The organism is Bacillus sp. LR_5 (assembly GCF_042709275.1).
This window is the reverse complement of sequence record NZ_JAVAXX010000001.1, coordinates 1-19,511: the sequence shown is the minus strand read 5'-3', so window position 1 is coordinate 19,511 and position 19,511 is coordinate 1. Positions and strand designations below refer to the sequence as shown.

Annotated in this window: 20 protein-coding genes; 13 read left to right on the top strand and 7 right to left on the bottom strand. The window is 46.3% G+C overall.

What is annotated here, in order from left to right; genetic code table 11:
- The first annotated feature begins 11 nt into the window (after positions 1–11).
- Positions 12–191, top strand: a complete 180-nt coding sequence (locus RAC86_RS00100; RefSeq protein WP_003239795.1) for a small acid-soluble spore protein H — start codon at positions 12–14, stop codon at positions 189–191.
- A gap of 35 nt (positions 192–226) precedes the next feature.
- Here the strand turns inward: RAC86_RS00100 and RAC86_RS00095 are convergent, their stop codons facing one another.
- Genes RAC86_RS00095 through RAC86_RS00075 form a run of 5 tightly spaced genes read right to left on the bottom strand, consistent with a single transcriptional unit; the run spans position 227 to position 3,509 of the window.
- Positions 227–556, bottom strand: a complete 330-nt coding sequence (locus RAC86_RS00095) for a YnfA family protein (protein WP_072182479.1) — start codon at positions 554–556, stop codon at positions 227–229.
- Positions 557–605: 49 nt separating this feature from the next.
- Positions 606–1,163: a YfjD family protein gene (locus RAC86_RS00090; protein WP_161490084.1), complete on the bottom strand. Its 558-nt coding sequence runs from the start codon at positions 1,161–1,163 to the stop codon at positions 606–608.
- A 23-nt stretch (positions 1,164–1,186) separates the two neighbouring features.
- A complete protein-coding gene (locus RAC86_RS00085; RefSeq protein ID WP_072182480.1) occupies positions 1,187–1,954 on the bottom strand; it encodes a hypothetical protein in 768 nt (255 codons plus the stop codon).
- A gap of 11 nt (positions 1,955–1,965) precedes the next feature.
- Positions 1,966–3,189, bottom strand: coding sequence for a tape measure protein (locus RAC86_RS00080; RefSeq protein WP_014113069.1), 1,224 nt, complete (start codon positions 3,187–3,189; stop codon positions 1,966–1,968).
- Positions 3,190–3,194: 5 nt separating this feature from the next.
- On the bottom strand, positions 3,195–3,509 hold the full coding sequence (locus RAC86_RS00075) for a WXG100 family type VII secretion target (RefSeq protein WP_072565956.1): 315 nt from the start codon (positions 3,507–3,509) through the stop codon (positions 3,195–3,197).
- Positions 3,510–3,844: 335 nt separating this feature from the next.
- On the opposite strand from RAC86_RS00075, the gene glvA reads away from it, so the two are divergent.
- From glvA to lnrN, 12 genes are all read left to right on the top strand, one after another.
- Positions 3,845–5,194, top strand: a complete 1,350-nt coding sequence (gene glvA / locus RAC86_RS00070; protein ID WP_061188193.1) for a maltose-6'-phosphate glucosidase — start codon at positions 3,845–3,847, stop codon at positions 5,192–5,194.
- 64 nt (positions 5,195–5,258) lie between these two features.
- Entirely contained in the window at positions 5,259–6,023 is a 765-nt protein-coding gene (glvR, locus tag RAC86_RS00065) for a MurR/RpiR family transcriptional regulator GlvR (RefSeq protein ID WP_072565957.1), read from the top strand.
- Positions 6,024–6,037: 14 nt separating this feature from the next.
- Positions 6,038–7,621 (top strand): PTS maltose transporter subunit IIBC, encoded by a 1,584-nt coding sequence (gene malP / locus RAC86_RS00060; RefSeq protein WP_061188194.1) that lies wholly within the window; start codon positions 6,038–6,040, stop codon positions 7,619–7,621.
- A gap of 105 nt (positions 7,622–7,726) precedes the next feature.
- Positions 7,727–9,448 carry an ABC transporter ATP-binding protein gene (locus RAC86_RS00055; RefSeq protein WP_072565958.1) on the top strand — a complete coding sequence of 574 codons (1,722 nt, stop codon included), beginning with the start codon at positions 7,727–7,729 and terminating at the stop codon, positions 9,446–9,448.
- On the top strand, positions 9,442–11,256 hold the full coding sequence (locus tag RAC86_RS00050; RefSeq protein WP_072565959.1) for an ABC transporter ATP-binding protein: 1,815 nt from the start codon (positions 9,442–9,444) through the stop codon (positions 11,254–11,256). Before RAC86_RS00055 ends, RAC86_RS00050 begins: the two co-directional genes overlap by 7 nt.
- A 153-nt stretch (positions 11,257–11,409) precedes the next feature.
- Positions 11,410–11,814: a DoxX family oxidoreductase CatD gene (gene catD, locus RAC86_RS00045; RefSeq protein ID WP_003239773.1), complete on the top strand. Its 405-nt coding sequence runs from the start codon at positions 11,410–11,412 to the stop codon at positions 11,812–11,814.
- A gap of 17 nt (positions 11,815–11,831) precedes the next feature.
- On the top strand, positions 11,832–12,689 hold the full coding sequence (gene catE / locus RAC86_RS00040; RefSeq protein ID WP_061188198.1) for a catechol 2,3-dioxygenase: 858 nt from the start codon (positions 11,832–11,834) through the stop codon (positions 12,687–12,689).
- Between the two features lie 117 nt (positions 12,690–12,806).
- The gene (locus tag RAC86_RS00035; RefSeq protein ID WP_072566820.1) at positions 12,807–14,009 is read left to right on the top strand and encodes a sensor histidine kinase; all 1,203 of its coding nucleotides are present in this window, start codon (positions 12,807–12,809) and stop codon (positions 14,007–14,009) included.
- On the top strand, positions 14,006–14,668 hold the full coding sequence (gene lnrK, locus RAC86_RS00030) for a two-component system response regulator LnrK (protein WP_014113083.1): 663 nt from the start codon (positions 14,006–14,008) through the stop codon (positions 14,666–14,668). The genes RAC86_RS00035 and lnrK overlap by 4 nt, the downstream gene beginning before the upstream one ends.
- Before the next feature lie 143 nt (positions 14,669–14,811).
- On the top strand, positions 14,812–15,747 hold the full coding sequence (gene lnrL / locus RAC86_RS00025) for a linearmycin resistance ATP-binding protein LnrL (protein ID WP_072565960.1): 936 nt from the start codon (positions 14,812–14,814) through the stop codon (positions 15,745–15,747).
- A gap of 12 nt (positions 15,748–15,759) precedes the next feature.
- Complete coding sequence (lnrM, locus tag RAC86_RS00020) at positions 15,760–16,950, top strand: linearmycin resistance permease LnrM (RefSeq protein WP_072565961.1); 1,191 nt, start codon at positions 15,760–15,762, stop codon at positions 16,948–16,950.
- A gap of 11 nt (positions 16,951–16,961) precedes the next feature.
- On the top strand, positions 16,962–18,113 hold the full coding sequence (lnrN, locus tag RAC86_RS00015; protein WP_072565962.1) for a linearmycin resistance permease LnrN: 1,152 nt from the start codon (positions 16,962–16,964) through the stop codon (positions 18,111–18,113).
- A 35-nt stretch (positions 18,114–18,148) separates the two neighbouring features.
- Here the strand turns inward: lnrN and RAC86_RS00010 are convergent, their stop codons facing one another.
- Both RAC86_RS00010 and padR read right to left on the bottom strand, forming a co-directional pair.
- The gene (locus RAC86_RS00010) at positions 18,149–18,748 is read right to left on the bottom strand and encodes a GNAT family N-acetyltransferase (protein WP_072182491.1); all 600 of its coding nucleotides are present in this window, start codon (positions 18,746–18,748) and stop codon (positions 18,149–18,151) included.
- A gap of 49 nt (positions 18,749–18,797) precedes the next feature.
- Complete coding sequence (gene padR, locus RAC86_RS00005; RefSeq protein WP_014113089.1) at positions 18,798–19,346, bottom strand: transcriptional regulator PadR; 549 nt, start codon at positions 19,344–19,346, stop codon at positions 18,798–18,800.
- Positions 19,347–19,511 lie beyond the last annotated feature (165 nt).

Sequence of the window (19,511 nt, the reverse complement as noted above, 5' to 3'; positions counted from 1 at the left end):
AGGGTGTTAGAATGAATAGTCAAAGGGCGAAAGAAATTGTAGAATCTCCCGACATGAAGAAAGTAACATATAACGGAGTTCCTATTTACATTCAGCACGTGAATGAAGAAAACGGAACAGCGAGAATTTATCCGCTTGATGAACCTGAGCAGGAGCATGAAGTACAGCTGACCAACTTAAAAGAGGACTAAACTAAAATGGCCCGCTTCATAAGCAGGCCATTTTGTTATCCGCGCGGCGCAAATAAAATCACACAGACGCCGATGAGACAAATGAATGCGCCGATCCAGTCATAGAAATCAGGTATTTTCCGGTCGACAAGCCATCCCCATAGAACCGCAAGCGCGATGAATACCCCGCCATATGCGGCGTATACACGGCCGAAGGAAGGGAAGGACTGAAACGTCGGAAGAATGCCATATACAATCAGGATCAGCGCTCCGGCGATCCCATAGCCGACTGGCTTTGCTTCTCTCAGCCACAGCCAAACTAAATACCCGCCGCCAATTTCGGCAAGCCCCGCCGCGAGAAATAATAGAATGGTAATCAGCATCACGCGCACTCCTCAACTTGCTTTTATCTTTCATTATAAAGGAGGAGTGCTGTTAAAGCTTCGGATGATTCTCAAATTCCTTCAAATACGCCTTTCGCTGAATCTCCGTAAATTGGCCGATCCAATTGTTTTTCGCCTCATCACTCAGATGGGGGAGGATATAGCGTTCCACCGCTTCAAAAAACAGCGGATTGGCGATAATATTCCAGGTAGGGATGCGAACGACCTTTCCGTCAGTTTTCTCAATGATGATATCCTCAAAAAAGATCCCTTTCAGACTGTAATGATGCCGTCCCATATAAATCCGTTTGATCTCAGAAAAACGCGCACTGCGCTTTCTCGAGAAGATCTCGCCATCAGGCCCGGTCTTTACACTGAAAATGACATTTCCCCGGCTTGTAAATGCCGGGAAAGCCATAAAAAATGTGATCAAGCCATAAACAATTGCCATTAATCCGCCGCCCAAATAAAGCAGGGAATACTTAGATTCAAATGTAAGAGCTTCAGACACCAGCCACACCCCTGCAATAAAAGCGCCCCCTGTGGCGAGGAACAGCCATATTCTAAAAAACATTCTGCTTTTGACCTTAATTACTTCATTGTTTTTCAATTGCTATTCTCCTTTATCGCTCTTTAGCAAAAAAGTATACCTTTTATAACATCCTTATTTGCTGGTACGATAGAAAATTCATTTTGAGTAATGCCTGTTACCAGCCAAGTATGACGGCTGCCAGGCAAGACGAAAGCCATGTCGGCCACTTCCGGCGAATTGTCTTTGTCATAAACAAGACGCATCAGTGTATCCATTTTCCCTTTTCGCAAAGCCAGATCATTTACAAATCGGGTAACGTCCTCTTGATGGTCATGTTTTTCAAGGAATTCTTTTAGGTAAGAGGGGTTGTCTGAAGCGCCCTCTAAGAGCTTCTCAAATTCATTTGATGTCAATCTCAGAAGCAAACCTCTGCTATTCTCTTCCTCTACTATATGTAAAAATTCATCTGTCTTAGTAAGCAGGCCTTCATTCGATTCTAGTTTTGTAATGCGGTGGACTTGCTCGTCAAAAAGGAGTTCGTGAGAGTAGGTGCCGAATTTTGATACGTGGCAGGACACATTCTGTTCGGCGCCTTGCCCGTTAAATTTAGAAAGCTTCACTGTATAGTCAGCGTCGTTTAATACATGGATAAACGGACAGTACTCGTCCTTTAACCGATATTGATGATTCCGAAATTCCGCGGCATCCTTGGCTAAAAGTGAGCGGCACGCCGCTTCAAACAAAGCGCCGAGCTGTTCATCTTCTATCTCTGGAAAATAGGCCTGCTTCAAGGCCATTCCCTGTTCAAAAAACCCTTCGCTATAAAAACAAAATAAGAGTTCCTCTATGCTGATTGTAAACTGCTTCATTCATTATTCTCCTATCCAAATGAAAATTTCCCTTTAAGGAAATGGGTTGCGCCTTGTATAAGCGAGTCCGCTGTTTTCTTTGCTGTTTCCATTCCTTTTTTCGCGTTGTCTATCCCTTTATGTATCGTTTGATTCGCCGCATCTATCCCATCATTTACTGATTTGACGACTTTGCCGGCTGATTCCAATCCTTTCTTGGCAGTATCAACGACAGCGTGAATCGGTTCTTTCAGCTTTACAGCTGCTTTTTCAGCAAAGCCTGATGTGAATTTTGCGATTTTTTCTCCCACAAAACCTCCTACGGCTGATCCGATTGTGCCTCCGACTACTGTACCAACAGGGCCTAACACACTTCCAAGGGCACCGCCGACGACAGCGCCTGCCGTTGCCCCTCCTGCGATGAAAATAGTATTATTCACAGCATTCCCGACGGCCTTGGCGTTTTCACGCTTGAGAACTTCCGGTTTGTCTTGGTATTTTGCGTAATTTTCAGCAATTTTCAAGCCCGCTCCGAACGTTTCAGTCGCACCGGTGATCAGTGTGGCGGTAATGGCATTTCCTTTTGCGAATTTCAAGCCCGTTTTTCCGACATCCTTCAAAGTTGAGCGTACGCCGGCTTCATTAAGAAATCCTCTTGTGTAGCTTCTGACGCTGTTTGAAAAATCCACCGTATCCTGGGGGAAATACTTTGTAAACTTTTTATGTACCAAATCTGAAAATGGCCGGTTTGTCTTTTTAAACAAATATTTAGGATTCAAAAGCACTCTGGCCGCTTTTTGATAATGTGAGCTGTCAACGGCCCTGGAAATGTCCAACAGAAGCTTTGAGTGCCGGGCGGTATGTAAGCCGCTTGGCTGTTTCACAAACTTTGTAAGCCCTAATCCGTAGTATTTTCCCTGAGTCAGCATAAGGGCGGTTAAGCTTGTCATCGTGCCGTATTTGTCGTAAGCGTTATAAAGCTTTCGCAAAATATCATCTTGTTGAACAAACTTGTCGCTCGTTTTTCTGATGAAAATCTCATTGTCACTCAGTTTGGTGACGAGCGCTTTCCCTGAGCTCCACGCATCGCCGACTCCGGAAAAACAGCTGCTGTAGCGGGGATCGCATTGCAAAATCATCTGCCCCAGCTCTAAATGCAGTTCCTTATATTTGTTTTCCATATCGGTTAATTCAGTGACAACATCATTTGCCAGCTGTTCGAGCTTATCTGGATCAACTGCAATGTTTCCTGACACACTGTTCACCCCCCGAGTTTATGTCTTTCCTCTCTTGCTTTACGTTCCAGTTCTTCCATTCTGGCAATTTCAGCTTTTCGTTCTTCTATTTTGACGGCGGCTGCCTTCAGCTCCTGGCATGTTTCAAGCAGCTCCTGTTCGAATTGGTCGTAGGAGGCTTTCGTTTCCTCGAAATCCTGGTCGAATGAGTCTCTTGCTTTTCCCTGCCAAGCATCCCCCAATGCAGATAACCGGGATTCAAGCAGCATTTTAGAGCTTCTGACCTGTTCCGCGGCCGCACTGTACTTGTTTGCCAGCTCAATGACTTTATATGAGTCCAACTTTTGTCCCCTGCCTTTTCTAAATTCACGCACAAATGGATGTTTTATATAAATGATTATAAATAATTCGGCATGTATCCGAATCGTACAAAAGAACCTTTTCATAAGAACTGGAAGGGCGTATATTCACTTAAATTTCACAGTTGGTGAGACTTTAAGATTACAAAAAAGGTAAAAAAATCAAATCTCCCAGACGTAAGGTAAGTGAGAAATTTCCCGCTCTATGGGAAAAAACACTAAAGTTGATCAAATGACCTAAGTGCGCCAAACGTGTTACGGGACGGGCCCTTCCATGGTATAAATGGAATTGTAAACGTTATCAAGGAGGTCGTCATATGAAGAAAAAATCATTCTCAATCGTAATAGCGGGCGGAGGGAGCACTTTCACTCCAGGGATCGTTCTGATGCTCTTGGACCATTTGGAGGAGTTTCCGATCAGAAAGCTGAAGCTGTATGATAATGATAAGGAGAGACAGGATCGCATTGCAGGCGCCTGTGACGTTTTTATCAGAGAAAAAGCGCCGGATATTGAATTTACAGCGACGACTGACCCGGAAGAAGCTTTTACAGATGTCGATTTTGTCATGGCGCACATTAGGGTAGGGAAATACGCAATGCGTGCGCTCGATGAGCAAATTCCGCTGAAGTACGGAGTTGTCGGCCAGGAGACGTGCGGGCCGGGCGGTATCGCATACGGCATGCGTTCAATTGGCGGCGTGCTTGAAATATTAGATTACATGGAAAAATATTCGCCTAATGCGTGGATGCTCAATTATTCCAACCCGGCGGCAATCGTAGCCGAAGCAACGAGACGCCTCAGACCGAATTCGAAAATTCTCAATATCTGTGATATGCCGGTTGGAATCGAAGACCGGATGGCGCAAATTCTCGGCCTGTCCTCAAGAAAAGAAATGAAGGTCCGTTATTACGGATTAAATCATTTCGGCTGGTGGACATCGATTCAGGATCAAGAGGGCAACGATTTAATGCCGAAGCTGAAGGAGCATGTATCTCAATACGGGTACATTCCGAAGACGGAGGCTGAAGCTGTGGAGGCGAGCTGGAATGACACGTTCGCCAAAGCGCGTGATGTGCAGGCTGCAGATCCTGACACACTGCCGAATACGTATTTGCAATATTATTTGTTCCCGGATGATATGGTGAAAAAATCAAATCCGAATCATACGCGGGCAAACGAAGTGATGGAAGGGCGCGAAGCCTTTATTTTCAGCCAATGTGACATGATCACACGCGAGCAGTCCTCGGAAAACAGCGAAATCAAAATCGATGATCACGCATCATATATCGTTGATCTAGCCCGGGCGATTGCCTACAACACAGGTGAAAGAATGCTGTTGATTGTTGAAAATAACGGCGCGATTGCAAACTTTGACCCGACTGCAATGGTCGAGGTGCCATGTATTGTCGGCTCAAACGGACCTGAACCGATCACCGTCGGCACTATTCCGCAATTCCAAAAAGGGCTGATGGAGCAGCAGGTATCCGTTGAGAAACTGACTGTTGAAGCATGGGAGGAGAAATCGTTCCAAAAGCTGTGGCAGGCGCTGATCCTGTCAAAAACAGTGCCGAACGCGCGTGTAGCAAGGCTCATTCTCGAGGATTTAATAGAGGCCAACAAAGACTATTGGCCAGAGCTTGATCAAAGCCCAACTCGCATTTCATAACTGAAATTCCCCCATTTTCGAATCTGTAATTGTATATAATAGAAAGAAAATGGGGGGATCTGATATGCAGCTCGAAGAACTGATTAATCAGCACTACAGCAGATTAAATGACAACGATTTTCATATTTTAAAATATATATTGAATCACAAGCACACGTGCTATCACCTTGGAATCGACGCGCTGGCCAAAGCTTGCAGCGTATCGCGTTCCTCAATTTTACGGCTTGCCCAAAAGCTCGGTTTCAGCGGCTACAGTGAATTTCGCGTCTATTTAAAGTGGGAAGATCAGCCGGAAGAAGGCGAGAGTATGAGTTTTCAAAAGTTGCTTGACGATATTGAATCAAATTTGAAATTTTTAAGGACAAAGGACATGACGGAGATGTGCCAGCTGATTGATGAAGCTGACCGCATTTTCGTGTACGGATCTGGAAATGCGCAAAAGATATGCGCCCGTGATCTTCAAAGGATGTTTATTCCGCGCCATCGGTATCTCATTTTGATTGAAGACAGAAATGAATTTAATCTGATGCGCGATGATTTTAAAGTAAACGATCTGTTTATCATCATTTCTCTTTCCGGCGAAACACCGGAGCTGATTCCTCAGGCAAGAATGCTTTCTGCAAAGGGTATTCCCTTTATTTCCATTACGAATTTAAAAAACAATGTCCTCGCCCAGCTGACTCCGCATAATCTTTATGCGACAAGCAAACCTGTGACATTAAGCGATAAAACGGAAATTGTCGCTTTTGCACCATTTTTTCTCGTTGGCGAAGCATTGTTCCGCGCATATGTTGATTACAAAGAGGCAGAAAAAAATAACATTAAGTAGCAGGGGGTTCTGGTATGATGCAAAAGATCCAGCGCTTTGGAAGCGCGATGTTTGTGCCTGTTCTATTATTCGCGTTCGCCGGCATTATCGTCGGTGTCAGTACGCTTTTTAAAAATAAAACCCTCATGGGCCCACTTGCCGATCCTGACGGGTTTTGGTATCAGTGCTGGTATATCATTGAGCAGGGCGGCTGGACAGTATTTAATCAAATGCCGCTCTTATTCGCCATCGGCATCCCGGTTGCTTTGGCGAAGAAAGCTCAGGCGCGCGCTTGTTTGGAAGCGCTTACGGTTTACTTGACGTTCAATTACTTTGTCAGCTCGATCTTGTCGGTATGGGGAGGGGCATTTGGCGTCGATATGAACCAAGAGGTCGGCGGAACGAGCGGGTTAACGATGATCGCGGGCATCAAAACGCTTGATACCAACATTATCGGAGCCATCTTTATTTCTTCGATTGTCGTCTTTTTGCATAACCGTTATTTTGATAAAAAACTGCCCGATTTTCTCGGCATCTTTCAAGGCTCAACGTATATCGTGATGATTTCCTTCTTCATTATGATCCCGATCGCCTTGGCCGTGTCTTACATTTGGCCGATGGTTCAGACGGGAATCGGCTCGCTTCAAAGCTTCCTGGTTGCTTCCGGGGCGGTGGGCGTCTGGATATACACGTTTTTGGAACGGATTTTGATTCCGACCGGTCTTCATCACTTTATTTACACACCGTTTATTTATGGGCCTGCTGTAGCAGAAGGCGGGATCGTCACGTATTGGGCACAGCACCTCGGCGAATATTCGCAAAGCGCCAAGCCGTTGAAGGAGCTCTTCCCGCAAGGCGGATTCGCGCTCCACGGCAACTCGAAAATCTTCGGCATTCCGGGGATCGCACTGGCGTTTTACGTCACGGCCAAAAAGGAAAAGAAAAAACTTGTCGCAGGGCTGCTGATTCCTGTCACGCTGACAGCGATTGTCGCGGGCATTACAGAGCCGATTGAGTTCACTTTCTTATTTATTTCTCCTTTCTTATTTGCGGTTCACGCCCTGCTTGCTGCGACAATGTCGACGGTCATGTATATGGCCGGTGTTGTCGGAAACATGGGGGGTGGTTTAATCGAGGCGGTTACCCTGAACTGGATTCCGCTCTTTGGCAGCCACGGTATGACGTATGTGTATCAAATTTTGATCGGGCTTTCTTTTACAGCTATTTATTTTTTCGTCTTCCGTTTTCTGATCCTCAAATTCAATATTGCTACACCGGGACGGGAAATTGACGATCAGCAGGAAACAAAGCTGTATTCGAAAAAGGAATACAGAGAAAGAAAAAACAAGGATGAAACAGCTTCTGCTGCTGAAACGGCAGATGACACCGCTTTTCTTTATATTGAAGCGCTGGGTGGAAAAGACAATATCACTGAAGTGACAAACTGCGCCACCCGCCTCAGAGTCAGCGTCAAGGATGAAACAAAGGTTGAGCCCGACAGCGTATTCCGCGCGCTTGGCGCGCACGGCGTCGTCAGGAACGGGAAGGCGTTTCAGGTGATTATCGGATTGAGCGTGCCGCAGATGCGGGAGCGTGTAGAAAAAATATTGAATCAATAAAGCCAGCCCTCCTATTCGGGAGGGTTTTCGTTTGCCGTCAAAAAGACCGCCATAGTAAAGTAAAGAAAGAGACAATCGAGTAAAAAGGGGTTTGGAGGCTTTTACATGCAAAAGGCTTTATCGTTTTTAAAACCATACTCATTGCTGGTAGGAACTGCGTTGATTCTCATGTTGACTGAGCTTGCGGTTGAACTGATGCAGCCTTTATTAATCGCAAAAATCATTGACGATGGGATTTTAAAGCAAGATCTGCGGCATGTGTGGACATGGGGCGCGGTCATGGTCGGACTGACCGTGTTATCATTTGCGGCGGGAATGCTGAATTCCTTTTATGCCGCCCATGTCAGCCAAAGCTTTTCCTATGATACGAGAAAAGGGCTTTTTCAAAAAATCCAGTCCTTCTCTTATTCTACATTTGGACAGTTTTCATCCTCTTCTTATATCACAAGGCTGACAAACGATGTCACACAGGTTCAAAATATGATTTTTATGAGCTTGCGGTTTATGCTGCGGGCTCCATTAATGATTGTAGGCGGCATTGTGCTGTCGCTCGCCGTTAATGTGAAGCTCGGTTTTTTTCTGCTTGTGACCATTCCGATCCTGATCTTGTTTTTGCTTTGGGTATTAAAGAAGGGCGGGGCACTGTTCCGCTCAGTGCAGAAACGGCTGGATCAGGTGAACACCGTCATGCAGGAAAACTTAACAGCGATTAAGCTGATCAAAGCGCTGCTTCGCGGCAGCCACGAGGTCAAAAGATTTATCAAAGCCAACACGAGGCTAATGGAAAAAACAGTTTCAGCTTTTCAGCTTGTGGAATTCACGATGCCTGTGCTGATGCTGCTGATGAACCTCTGCATCCTTTTGATTTTGTGGGCAGGGGCCTTCAGTATCACGAACGGAAACACTCAAGTCGGTGATGTTGTGGCGATTATTAACTACGCAACACGAATTACGGGCGCGCTTTCGATGTTTCCGTTTTTGATTATGATTTTCACCCGGGCGAAGGCTTCAGGGGATAGAATCGGCGAGGTGCTTGAAACGGAAGGCGATGAGCGGGAGGAAGGCATCATATCTGATCGTTTGTCGGGAAGGATTGAGTTTCAGCATGTATCCTTCCGTTATCCGGAAATGGATAGAGAAGCGCTGCGGAATGTCTCATTTTCCGCAAAAACGAGGGAAACGATCGCGATTCTCGGTGCGACGGGATCAGGCAAGTCCACCCTCTTTCAGCTCATTCCACGGCTTTATCAGCCGGATTCGGGCAGCATTTACATAGATGAAAAGCCAATTTATGATTTTCCGGCTGAAGGGCTTCGCAAGCAAATTGGATATGTCCCGCAGGAAGTGCTCCTGTTTTCCGGCACAATCAAAGAAAATATTGCTTGGGGCAAAGAAAATGCTTCACTTGATGAAATAATGGAAGCGGCCAAACATGCGCAAATTCATGAAACGATTATGAAGCTCCCAAATGGGTATGATACCGTGTTGGGACAAAGAGGCGTCAACCTGTCCGGCGGCCAGAAGCAGCGGATTTCCATTGCGCGGGCGCTGATCCGAAAGCCGGCCATCCTTCTTTTAGATGACAGCACAAGCGCGCTTGACCTGCAAACGGAGGCAAAGCTGCTTGAGGCGATCAGCACATATGAGTGCACAACTTTGATCATTACGCAAAAAATCACCACGGCGATGAAAGCTGATGAGATTTTGCTGCTTGAGGATGGCGAACTGATAGAAAAAGGCACGCACAGTGAACTTCTTTCTGAATCTGAGTTATACAAGCGCATTTACGAGTCGCAATTCGGAAGGGAGGGGAGCGAGTCATGCTAAAAGACATCCGCAAGCCTTTCCAATATCCCAAACTGCCAATCGACAAAAAAGAAGGCGCGAAAAAGCGGGCGAAAGCAAAGGATGCAAAAGGCACACTGAAGCGAATCTGGTCTTACTTGGCTGAACGAAAAGGACTGCTCATCCTTGTCATGCTGATGGTTGTCATCAGCGCGATATTCGGGCTCCTTGGCCCCTTTGTGATCGGAAAGGCCATTGACCATTTTATCGTCGGGAAAACGGTCAGCGGCTTAATTCCCGTTTTGCTCCTTCTGCTCGTCATTTACGTAATTCAGTCCCTGTCGCTCTGGTTTCAAAACTATTGGATGATTACGATCTCGCAGGGCACGGTTTTCAGAATGAGAAGCGAATTGTTCACCCATCTGCATGAGCTGCCGATTCCGTTTTTTGATAAACAGCGGCACGGCGAGCTGATGAGCCGGGTGACGAATGACATCGAAAATGTAAGTTCTACCTTAAACACGTCAGTCATTCAAATTTTGTCAAGCGTCATCACCTTTGTCGGGACGATTGCGGTGATGCTGTACATGAGCCCGCTCCTTACAGTGATTACGCTAACGATCATTCCGGTGATGGCAGTAAGCCTGAAATGGATCACCAACCGGACGGGAAAGCTGTTTAAAGAACAGCAGAAAAACCTTGGTGAGCTGAATGGATATATTGAGGAATCTGTTTCCGGCGCAAAGGTCATCAAAGCCTATTCGCGAGAGAAGCAGATTACTGCCGAATTTCTCGAAAAAAACGCTGCGCTCAAGACTTCGGGCTTTTGGGCACAGACGATTTCTGGATTTATCCCGAAAGTCATGAACTCGCTGAATAACTTAAGCTTTACGATGATTGCGGCAATCGGCGGTCTGTTCGCGCTGAAAGGCTGGATCTCGATCGGCTCCATCGTTGTCTTTGCCGAGTATTCAAGACAATTCACACGCCCTTTAAACGATCTGGCCAACCAGTTTAATACAATGCTGTCCGCGATTGCCGGAGCTGAACGGGTGTTTGACGTGCTTGATGAAAAAGAGGAGCGCGAGGATGAAAAGGACGCCGTGCATCAGCCGATCAAAACAGGCAGTATTGAATTCCGGGATGTGTCCTTCGGTTACGACGAGGGGCAGCAGACACTGAAGCATTTACAGTTTACCGTGCCCGCCGGACAGTCCATCGCGTTTGTCGGACCGACGGGAGCGGGGAAAACAACTGTCACAAATCTTCTCGCCCGTTTTTACGAACCTGATGACGGAAGGATTTTAATCGACGGTACCGATATTAAAACCCTCACTAGAGCAAGCCTAAGGAAAAACATGGGGTTTGTCCTTCAGGATTCGTTTTTGTTTCAGGGTACGATCAGAGAAAATATTCGCTACGGCAGGCTCGATGCTTCTGATCAGGAAGTCGAAGCCGCTGCAAAAACAGCGAATGCCCATAGTTTTATTGAAAGGCTGCCAAAAGGGTATGATACCGTGCTGACGCAAAACGGTTCGGGCATCAGTCAAGGACAGAAGCAGTTGATTTCTATAGCGCGGGCGGTGCTTGCCGATCCGGTTCTTCTCATCTTGGATGAAGCGACAAGCAACATCGATACCGTAACAGAAGTCAACATTCAAGAAGCGCTCGCCCGTTTAATGGAGGGAAGAACAAGCGTCATCATTGCCCACAGGCTGAACACCATTCAAAGAGCGGACCAGATTGTGGTGCTAAAAGACGGCAAAATGATTGAAAAAGGCAGCCATGGCGAGCTTATCCGGCAAAAAGGGTTTTACAGTGACTTATATGAAAGCCAATTTGAGAAATAGACCTTTGTCCTGCACAAAGGTCTTTTTTGTTACAGTTTTATAGTACTTTTATTTCATTTTCGTGAAATGTAACAAAATTACTTGACGTAAACAAGTTATGTATATATACTAGATTACATTAAGTAAGTGATAAAATTTATCAAGGAGGATAAAATGAATAAATCATTTGAAATTGGCACATTACTTTTAAGAGTTATTACAGGTATTATCTTTTTTGTTCATGGTTTATCAAAGTTTCAGGGAATGGAGGGCACCATCCAATTTTTTGGCAGCATAGGCCTTCCAAGTTTTATGGCGTACGTCATCGCAGCGATTGAACTGGTAGGCGGAGTTCTTGTCTTCTTCGGATTGGCTACACGTATTGTCGGTGTTCTGTTTGCCCTCACGCTGATCGGAGCCATCATTACAGTCAAGCTGAAAGCGCCTTTCATGGGCAATGCAGAATTTGATTACCTTCTGCTTTTAACATCAATCCATCTGGCTCTTTCTGGAAGCCGTTTCTTGGCGCTGGATCCACTTGTGTTTAAAGCAAAAAAGAGCGAAAACGTATCAGCATAAGAAAAGAGGCATACAGCATGACCAGCATTCATGAGGATACAAATATTGGCTATGTCAAACTCACAATCCGCAGCCTGGAGCGTTCCCTTCAGTTCTACTGTAACGTTATCGGCTTTCAAGTCTTACAAAAGACGGATCGCCAAGCTGAATTAACCGCTGACGGGAAACGTGTACTGCTTATTCTTGAAGAAAATCCGAGCGCCGTCGTCTTGCCTGAACGGTCTGTGACGGGTTTATATCACTTTGCGATTCTTCTTCCGAACCGGAAGGAACTTGGTATCGCGCTCGCTCGCCTGATTGAACACGGCATTGCGATCGGACATGGGGATCATGCTGTGAGCGAAGCACTCTACCTGTCTGATCCTGATGGAAACGGAATTGAAATGTATGCTGACCGCCCCCGCAGCACGTGGCAGCGTGATCAAGAAGGAAACTATGTCATGACGACAACCGCTGTTGACATTGAGGGTCTTATGGAAAAAGCCGGAGATGAGCGGAAAACAGCGCTTCCGAACGGTACCATCATCGGACACATTCATTTGCATGTCAGTGATTTGAACGAAGCAAAAGCGTTTTATACAGATGTGCTGGGCTTTGACATTGTCGGAGACTATGCAGGTATGTCCGCTCTCTTCGTTTCAGCTGGAGGCTACCACCATCATATTGGCTTAAACATTTGGGCTGGAAGAAATGCGCCGCCTAAACCGACAAATGCTAGCGGATTAGACTATTACACTGTTGTCCTGCCTCATCGAGAGGAACTCGATCGAGTGGCAGACCGAGTCAAACATGCCGGATATTCGATCGAAAAAACGGAAAACAGCTTCCGCGTGAAAGATCCTGTTTCTGGGGTCCATATTCTATTTGTGATTTGACTGTAATCCCTTTGCCGAAAAAACGGCAGGGGGATTTTTTATTTTCCAGAAATTCCTGTCAAAAATGACCTGAGGCAGGTATGATAAGAAGGGAATTGGGGAACGGGAGTGATGAGTGTGAAGGCTCTTATATTTACTAGGATATTCACCCTAATGGTAAGCTGTTCGGTTTACTTTTTTCTTGTAAAAGATGACCGTTGGTTTGAGTATTTGTTCATCGCTGGTGGTGCAGGTGTGTTCTTAGCAAATCATCTCTTATTAAGAGTAGAGAAATATGGCATTTTGTTTTGTCTAATTGATATTGCAGTTGGCTTTTCGTTCGGTTTCATGTTTCCGGGTACAGGTTTATATATCACATTGCTCAGCCCGGTTGCAGTTACCTTTTTTCTGAAGGGATTTGACCGAAAAACAGTATGGTCTGTCCTGTGTTTTTGTTTTATGATGTGGCTGATTGTGCTAATCCGCACATATCGTATGTTCGGCGATGAATATGTTATGGATCATTGTATCAGCATGACATTCGTTGTCTTTTGCGGAGTCGTCGGCAAATTAATCCGCAAGCTTTTGGATGCGCAGGAAACGGCAAAACAGCAGTTTCAGGAACTGACGGAGTCCCATCTGGCGCTGTCTGCTGCACACCAGGAGCTGCATTTATATGCGAAGCAGGTTGAAGAGCTGACTGCCATTCATGAGCGGAACAGAATGGCAAGAGAAATCCATGATACAGTAGGACACAAAATGACGGCGCTCCTCGTCCAGCTGCAGCTTCTGCGTGAATGGCAAAAAAGAGACAGCCAAAAAGCGGAGAAGACAGTCGGGGTATGTGAAACGCTTGCCCGTGAAGCGCTTGATGCTGTCCGCTTATCAGTACGCACCCTGCAAACGGAAAACGATCATTCGTTAATCGATTCACTGAAACAGCTGACAGAAGACTTCTATAAAAATGCAGGAGTCACAACCGAATTTGCGGTCAGCGGCGATCCGGCGATGATCCCGCTGTCTCTTCATCCGACTCTGGTCAGAACGGTGCAGGAAGCATTGACCAATGCCAAACGGCACGGCGGCGCCACAGCTTGTTCGGTACAGCTTGCCTGCACAACGGACAGCATCAGCCTTGTCATTAAGGATGACGGAAAAGGAAATCCCGAGGCAGCACTCGGCTTTGGCCTTTTGAACATGAAAAAGCGGGCGGCAGAGCATGGCGGAATGATTCGCTTTGAGAGCGAACGGGATCAAGGATTTACAGTAATCGCGGAATTTTCACTGGTCAATAAAAAATGGAGCTTCGGGCCCGCGCAGCAAAAGGAGAGTTTATCATGATTAAGATCATCATTACCGACGATCAGGATATCGTCAGAGAAGGGCTGGCGTCCTTGCTCCAGCTCCGAGATGAGCTCGATGTCATCGCCACGGCGCGAAACGGACAGGAAGCCTTCGAAAAGGCGAAAGAGCTTGAACCGGATATCGTGTTAATGGACATCCGCATGCCGGTTTCCAACGGGGTGGAGGGAACAAAATTAATCACAAGCTCGCTGCCCGGCGTAAAGGTTTTGATGCTGACAACCTTCAAGGATTCAGAGCTGATTGCAGAAGCGCTTGAAGAAGGAGCGAGCGGGTACCTGCTGAAGGACATGTCAGCCGATACGATTGTAAAAGCGGTGATGACTGTACAATCTGGCGGAATGGTGCTTCCTCCGGAACTGACTGCTCAAATGCTGAATGAATGGAAGCGTGAAAAACAGCTGAAAGGAATAAACGAGAAAGAAAAACCTAAGGAGCTTCTCGACCTGACCGAACGCGAAATGGAAGTTCTCGCTGAGCTTGGCTACGGGCTGAATAATAAAGAAATTGCTGAGAAGCTGTTCATTACAGAAGGCACAGTGAAAAATCACGTTTCTAACATTATCAGCAAACTGTCTGTTAGAGACAGAACCCAAGCCGCCATCTATTCGGTCAGATATGGTGTATCTGACTTTTGACATATGACATTCAGCATATGCGTTTCTCTGAAAAGGCCTTTTACAGGCCTTTTTTTCATGCCTTACATTCTATCTGGCGCTACATGCCGCACGCCCTTCTTTTATCTACAATGGCAATGGGATTAAAAAAGGAGTGAAACGACGTGCTGCAAGCAGAAAACATCAAAAAGGCATACGGGAAAAAAACAATTGTGAAAGGCATTTCTTTTTCCCTGCAAAAGGGGGAGTCGTTCGGGCTGCTTGGGCCAAACGGTGCGGGAAAGTCCACAACCATCTCGATGATTTCCGGCCTCGTGCCGCATGACAGCGGGAACATCACAGTGGGCGGCTATGTCATCGGAAAAGAAACGGCCAAAGCGAAACAAAAAATCGGCGTTGTCCCACAGGAAATTGCTTTATATCCGACGCTGACGGCTCATGAGAATCTTATGTTTTGGGGGAAAATGTACGGACTTACGCACGGCGATGCCAAAAAAAGATCGGTAGAGGTCCTTGAATATGTCGGCCTGACTGAGCGGGCCAAAGATAAAATTGAAACGTTCTCAGGCGGAATGAAACGGAGAATCAACATCGGTGCTGCCTTAATGCACAAGCCTGAGCTTCTGATCATGGATGAACCGACTGTCGGTATTGATCCTCAATCGAGAAATCATATTTTAGAAACGGTGAAACAGCTCAATGAAACCGGCATGACGGTGATCTATACGAGTCATTACATGGAAGAGGTCGAGTATTTATGCGACCGGATTGGCATTATTGATCAGGGAGAAATGATTGCGATCGGCACAAAAACCGATTTGTGCAGCCGCCTTGGAGGCGATACCATCATTCAGCTCACTGTCAGCGGGATCGATGAAGCGTTTCTTTTTGCAATCCGTTCCCTGGCCCATGTGAATGATGTGACAGTACATGAGTCAGAACTCAAAATTGACATTTCTGCGGCTCATCATGAAAAAGTCGTTACCAGTTTGCTTGCGGAGGCCGCTGCCCATCATACAAACCTGCTGTCTCTTCAGGTGCAGGAACCAAATTTGGAGCGCTTGTTTCTGAATTTGACCGGGCGCACTTTGCGGGATTAAGGAGGTATCGCTATGAAAAAAAGCATATGGATCGCATGGAAAGATGTCAAAATCAGAATCACGGACAGAAAAGGGTTTATGATGCTTATCTTAATGCCGCTGATCCTGACCTGTATTTTAGGGGCGGCCCTTGGATCGGTTGTTGACGGTGGCAGCCAGGTTGATGACATCAGAGTCGGCTATGTCCAATCAGACCAGTCAGAAGCAGCAAACATGTTTAAAACAGATGTGCTCAAAAAAATGAAGTCGATAAAGGTCACACAAGCCAGCAGCGAAGACGAGATAAAGAAGCTGCTTGATGAAAAGAAAATTGATGTCGGTATCGTCATTCCGAATCAATGGGAAGCCGGCAAAACTTCAGCTTTTGTTTATGCGGATCCGGATCAAACATTAAAAAGTTCCATCATCGAAACAGCCGCCGCATCTTTCATAGACCAATATAAAGCGGTAAAAGAAGCCGCTTCAGCCTCAATGGACTACATCAGCAAAACGGCAGCTGTAAAACAAGGAAAACTTGATCCTTCACATTTTGCCGAAAAGCTGGTAAAGACACTTGAAAAAGAAACGGGTGACAAACTTACTATTACGGAAAAATCAGTCGGCAGCAAGGCCGTGACCAGCTTTCAATACTATTCGGCAGCAATGCTTTGCATGTTCATGCTGTTTCATATGACACTCGGGGCGAAATCATTTTTACAGGAAAAGGAGACGGAAACGCTTGCCAGAATGCTGATGACGCCTGCGCAAAAATACGCCATTCTCTTCGGAAAATGGCTCGGAACCTATCTGTTTGCCATCATACAATTTTTCATATTTCTGATTGTCACGGTCAATGTATTTGGTGTGGACTGGGGCGGCAATCTACTGTTTGTAAGTGTACTCGGGCTTGCTTACGCTGCAGCTGTATCAGGTATTTCAATGCTGCTTGCATCGTGCATCAGCGATATGAAATCTGCAGATGCGATAGGCGGCTTCGGCATTCAATTGCTTGCGGTTCTCGGCGGGTCCATGCTGCCGCTGTACCAATTTCCGGACTTCTTACAGTCTGTATCCAAAGCGGTGCCGAATCGATTGGCGCTTGACGGCTTTCTTTCTTTAATGGAAGGGGGAGGCTGGGCTGACCTTCAAAAGCCTGTGCTTCTTTTTGCCGTGATCGGCCTTTGTTCACTCATGCTTGGTATCAGACGGCTTCATACAAGATAAGGAGGTACAAGGTGAAAAAAATCATAGCCATTTGCGGCATTGAGCTTTCTCTCATTTTCAAGAAGCGGCAGAATTATTTGATGATGTTTGCTGCCCCGCTTTTGCTGACCTTTGTATTTGGGAGTATGCTCGGCAGTAATGATGACAAGCTGCGCCTTGCAATCGTTGATCAGGACAACACGATTCTCTCACAGCATTATATTCGGCAGCTGAAGGCACACGATGGTATGTACACATTCGAAAACATGTCTGAAAGCAAAGCGTCAGAAAAGCTGAAGCAAAAGAAAATAGCTGGGATCATCGTCATTTCTCACTCGTTCCAGGCACAGCTCGAAAAAGGAAAAAATCCTGAGCTGATCTTCCGTCACGGCCCGGAGCTGTCGGAAGCGCCTATGGCCAAACAGTATGCGGAAAGCACATTGGCAAAGCTCAATATTCAGGTTTCCGCGGCGAAAACGGTGGCTCAGGCAGCGGGGGAGAACTGGAAGGCAGCTTATAAAACAGTTATTGCCAAAGATCATGAACATGCAGCACCAGCCGTAAAACAAAAGGTGCTCAGCGATAAAAAAGAAGGCGCAAGTGACACAGCCTCCAGAGCAGCAGGCTTTTCCATCCTGTTTGTCATGTTGACAATGATGGGGGCAGCGGGAACGATTTTAGAAGCAAGAAAAAACGGCGTCTGGTCCAGATTGCTTACAGCCCCTGTCAGCCGAATGGAAATCGGTGCAGGGTATGTGCTGTCCTTCTTTGTCATTGGCTGGATTCAATTTGGCATCTTGCTTCTTGCATCCCATTGGCTGTTTGGCATCAACTGGGGCAACCCTGCTGCAGTTATTGTGTTAGTATCGTTTTTTCTGCTGACCGTTGTCGGCATTGGATTGGTGATTGCGGCCAATGTCAGAACGCCGGAACAGCAGCTTGCGTTTGGCAACTTGTTCGTCATCGCAACGTGTATGGTAAGCGGAATGTATTGGCCGATAGACATTGAACCGAAATTTATGCAGTCCATCGCTGAATTTCTTCCGCAAAAGTGGGCGATGAGCGGGCTGACTGAGATTATGGCTAACGGTGCCCACGTCACAGATATTCTCGGGATCTGCGTCATCTTGCTTGTTTTCGCAGCAATTACCTTCACAGTGGGGCTGAAAGCGCTCCGCGCCTAAAAAACATCTGCCTTCGGGGCAGATGTTTTTTGCAATCATTTTGCTTTTTCTGCAAGCTTCAGTCTCTGTTCCAAATGCTGTTTCACGGAAGGCCAGTCGCTGTCGATGATGCTGAAAAATACTGAATTGCGAAATGTTCCGTCTTTTCTGATCATTTGGTTTCTCAATATGCCTTCTTTAACTGCTCCCAGCCGTTCAATCGCCTTTTGCGATCTGATATTCCGCTCATCTGTTTTGAACTGCACCCGAATCGTGTTCAGGTGTTCAAAGCAGTATTGTAACAGCAAATATTTGCATTCAGTGTTGACCGAGGTGCCCCACACCGATGGGTGAAACCATGTCCAGCCGATCTCAAGGCTCCTTGCAGCGGACGACATATACAGAAATCGCGTCGTTCCGACGATTTTGCCAGTTTCACGCTGAATAATCACGAATGGAAATTCTGCTCCGGACTCTTTCGTTTGCAGCGCTTCCTCAACAAAAGCCTCCATACCATGCAGCGTTGTGATCGTTTTCGGTAAATGGGTCCAGATGTTTTCATCATTTGCAGCTTCATATAAACCTTGAATATGGCTTTTGTCCATCGGCACCACTCGAATCAGTTCCCCTGTTAATTCGTGCAATGTCACATTCATCGTTCGTCCCCCACATTAAGTATTGGAGCAGCCTGAAGGCCGCTCCTGGTTAACCCTTATCTATCATAGTTAAAATCGATTCAAGCCAAGAAACGTAATTTTTCTCCCGCTCCAGCGCTTTCGTCAGCACGAGATAGTGGCCGAAGTCCGGTGAAGAAAACGACATCGGCTCCGCTGAAGCCATAAGCTTTTCATAGCTTCCCTGCAGATCAGACAGCTTGGCCTTGCGTTTCAGCAGTTGGTCTGTGAACAAATCAGAAGCCTCCTGCCGCGATAGACAAGAAATGAAATAAGCCTTCAGCATAAATTCATCCTTCACCGTCTCCGGTATCGGCTGGTGGCGGATCAGCCAGTCATGCAGCTCCTGCTTTCCGCTGTCTGTCAGGGTGTACATCTTTTTCTCCAGCTTTGTGCCTTGAATTGTTGTCCGGAACGTGATAAACCCTTCATCGGTCAGTTTTTTGAGCTCAGGATAAATCTGGCTGTGCTTGGCACTCCAAAATTGGCCGAGCTCCTCTTTAAAATAACTTGTAATATCATATCCGCTCAATTCGCCTTTTCGCAAAAGCCCTAATATAGCGTATTTTAATACTCTCATGCTATCCTCCGTGTCTATGGCTGTTTCGCAAAACAGATGAGCAAGTGCCCATCTGTGATCCTAACTGCCTATTCCCCTTATTATAGAAAAGGGAGAAAGGGAACACAACCGGTCTACCTGTGAAATTAAGATAAAAGGTATGTAATGATTTCGAAGGTGGCGGAT

Bases quoted from the DNA above. Each gene is read 5' to 3' on its own strand.
- lnrM (WP_072565961.1), top strand. From the start codon at position 15,760: ATGAAAAAAAGCATATGGATCGCATGGAAAGATGTCAAAATCAGAATC.
- padR (WP_014113089.1), bottom strand. From the start codon at position 19,346: ATGAGAGTATTAAAATACGCTATATTAGGGCTTTTGCGAAAAGGCGAA.
- RAC86_RS00085 (WP_072182480.1), bottom strand. From the start codon at position 1,954: ATGAAGCAGTTTACAATCAGCATAGAGGAACTCTTATTTTGTTTTTAT.
- RAC86_RS00100 (WP_003239795.1), top strand. From the start codon at position 12: ATGAATAGTCAAAGGGCGAAAGAAATTGTAGAATCTCCCGACATGAAG.
- lnrK (WP_014113083.1), top strand. From the start codon at position 14,006: ATGATTAAGATCATCATTACCGACGATCAGGATATCGTCAGAGAAGGG.
- catE (WP_061188198.1), top strand. From the start codon at position 11,832: ATGACCAGCATTCATGAGGATACAAATATTGGCTATGTCAAACTCACA.
- RAC86_RS00010 (WP_072182491.1), bottom strand. From the start codon at position 18,748: ATGAATGTGACATTGCACGAATTAACAGGGGAACTGATTCGAGTGGTG.
- malP (WP_061188194.1), top strand. From the start codon at position 6,038: ATGATGCAAAAGATCCAGCGCTTTGGAAGCGCGATGTTTGTGCCTGTT.
- catD (WP_003239773.1), top strand. From the start codon at position 11,410: ATGAATAAATCATTTGAAATTGGCACATTACTTTTAAGAGTTATTACA.
- glvR (WP_072565957.1), top strand. From the start codon at position 5,259: ATGCAGCTCGAAGAACTGATTAATCAGCACTACAGCAGATTAAATGAC.
- glvA (WP_061188193.1), top strand. From the start codon at position 3,845: ATGAAGAAAAAATCATTCTCAATCGTAATAGCGGGCGGAGGGAGCACT.
- RAC86_RS00050 (WP_072565959.1), top strand. From the start codon at position 9,442: ATGCTAAAAGACATCCGCAAGCCTTTCCAATATCCCAAACTGCCAATC.
- RAC86_RS00055 (WP_072565958.1), top strand. From the start codon at position 7,727: ATGCAAAAGGCTTTATCGTTTTTAAAACCATACTCATTGCTGGTAGGA.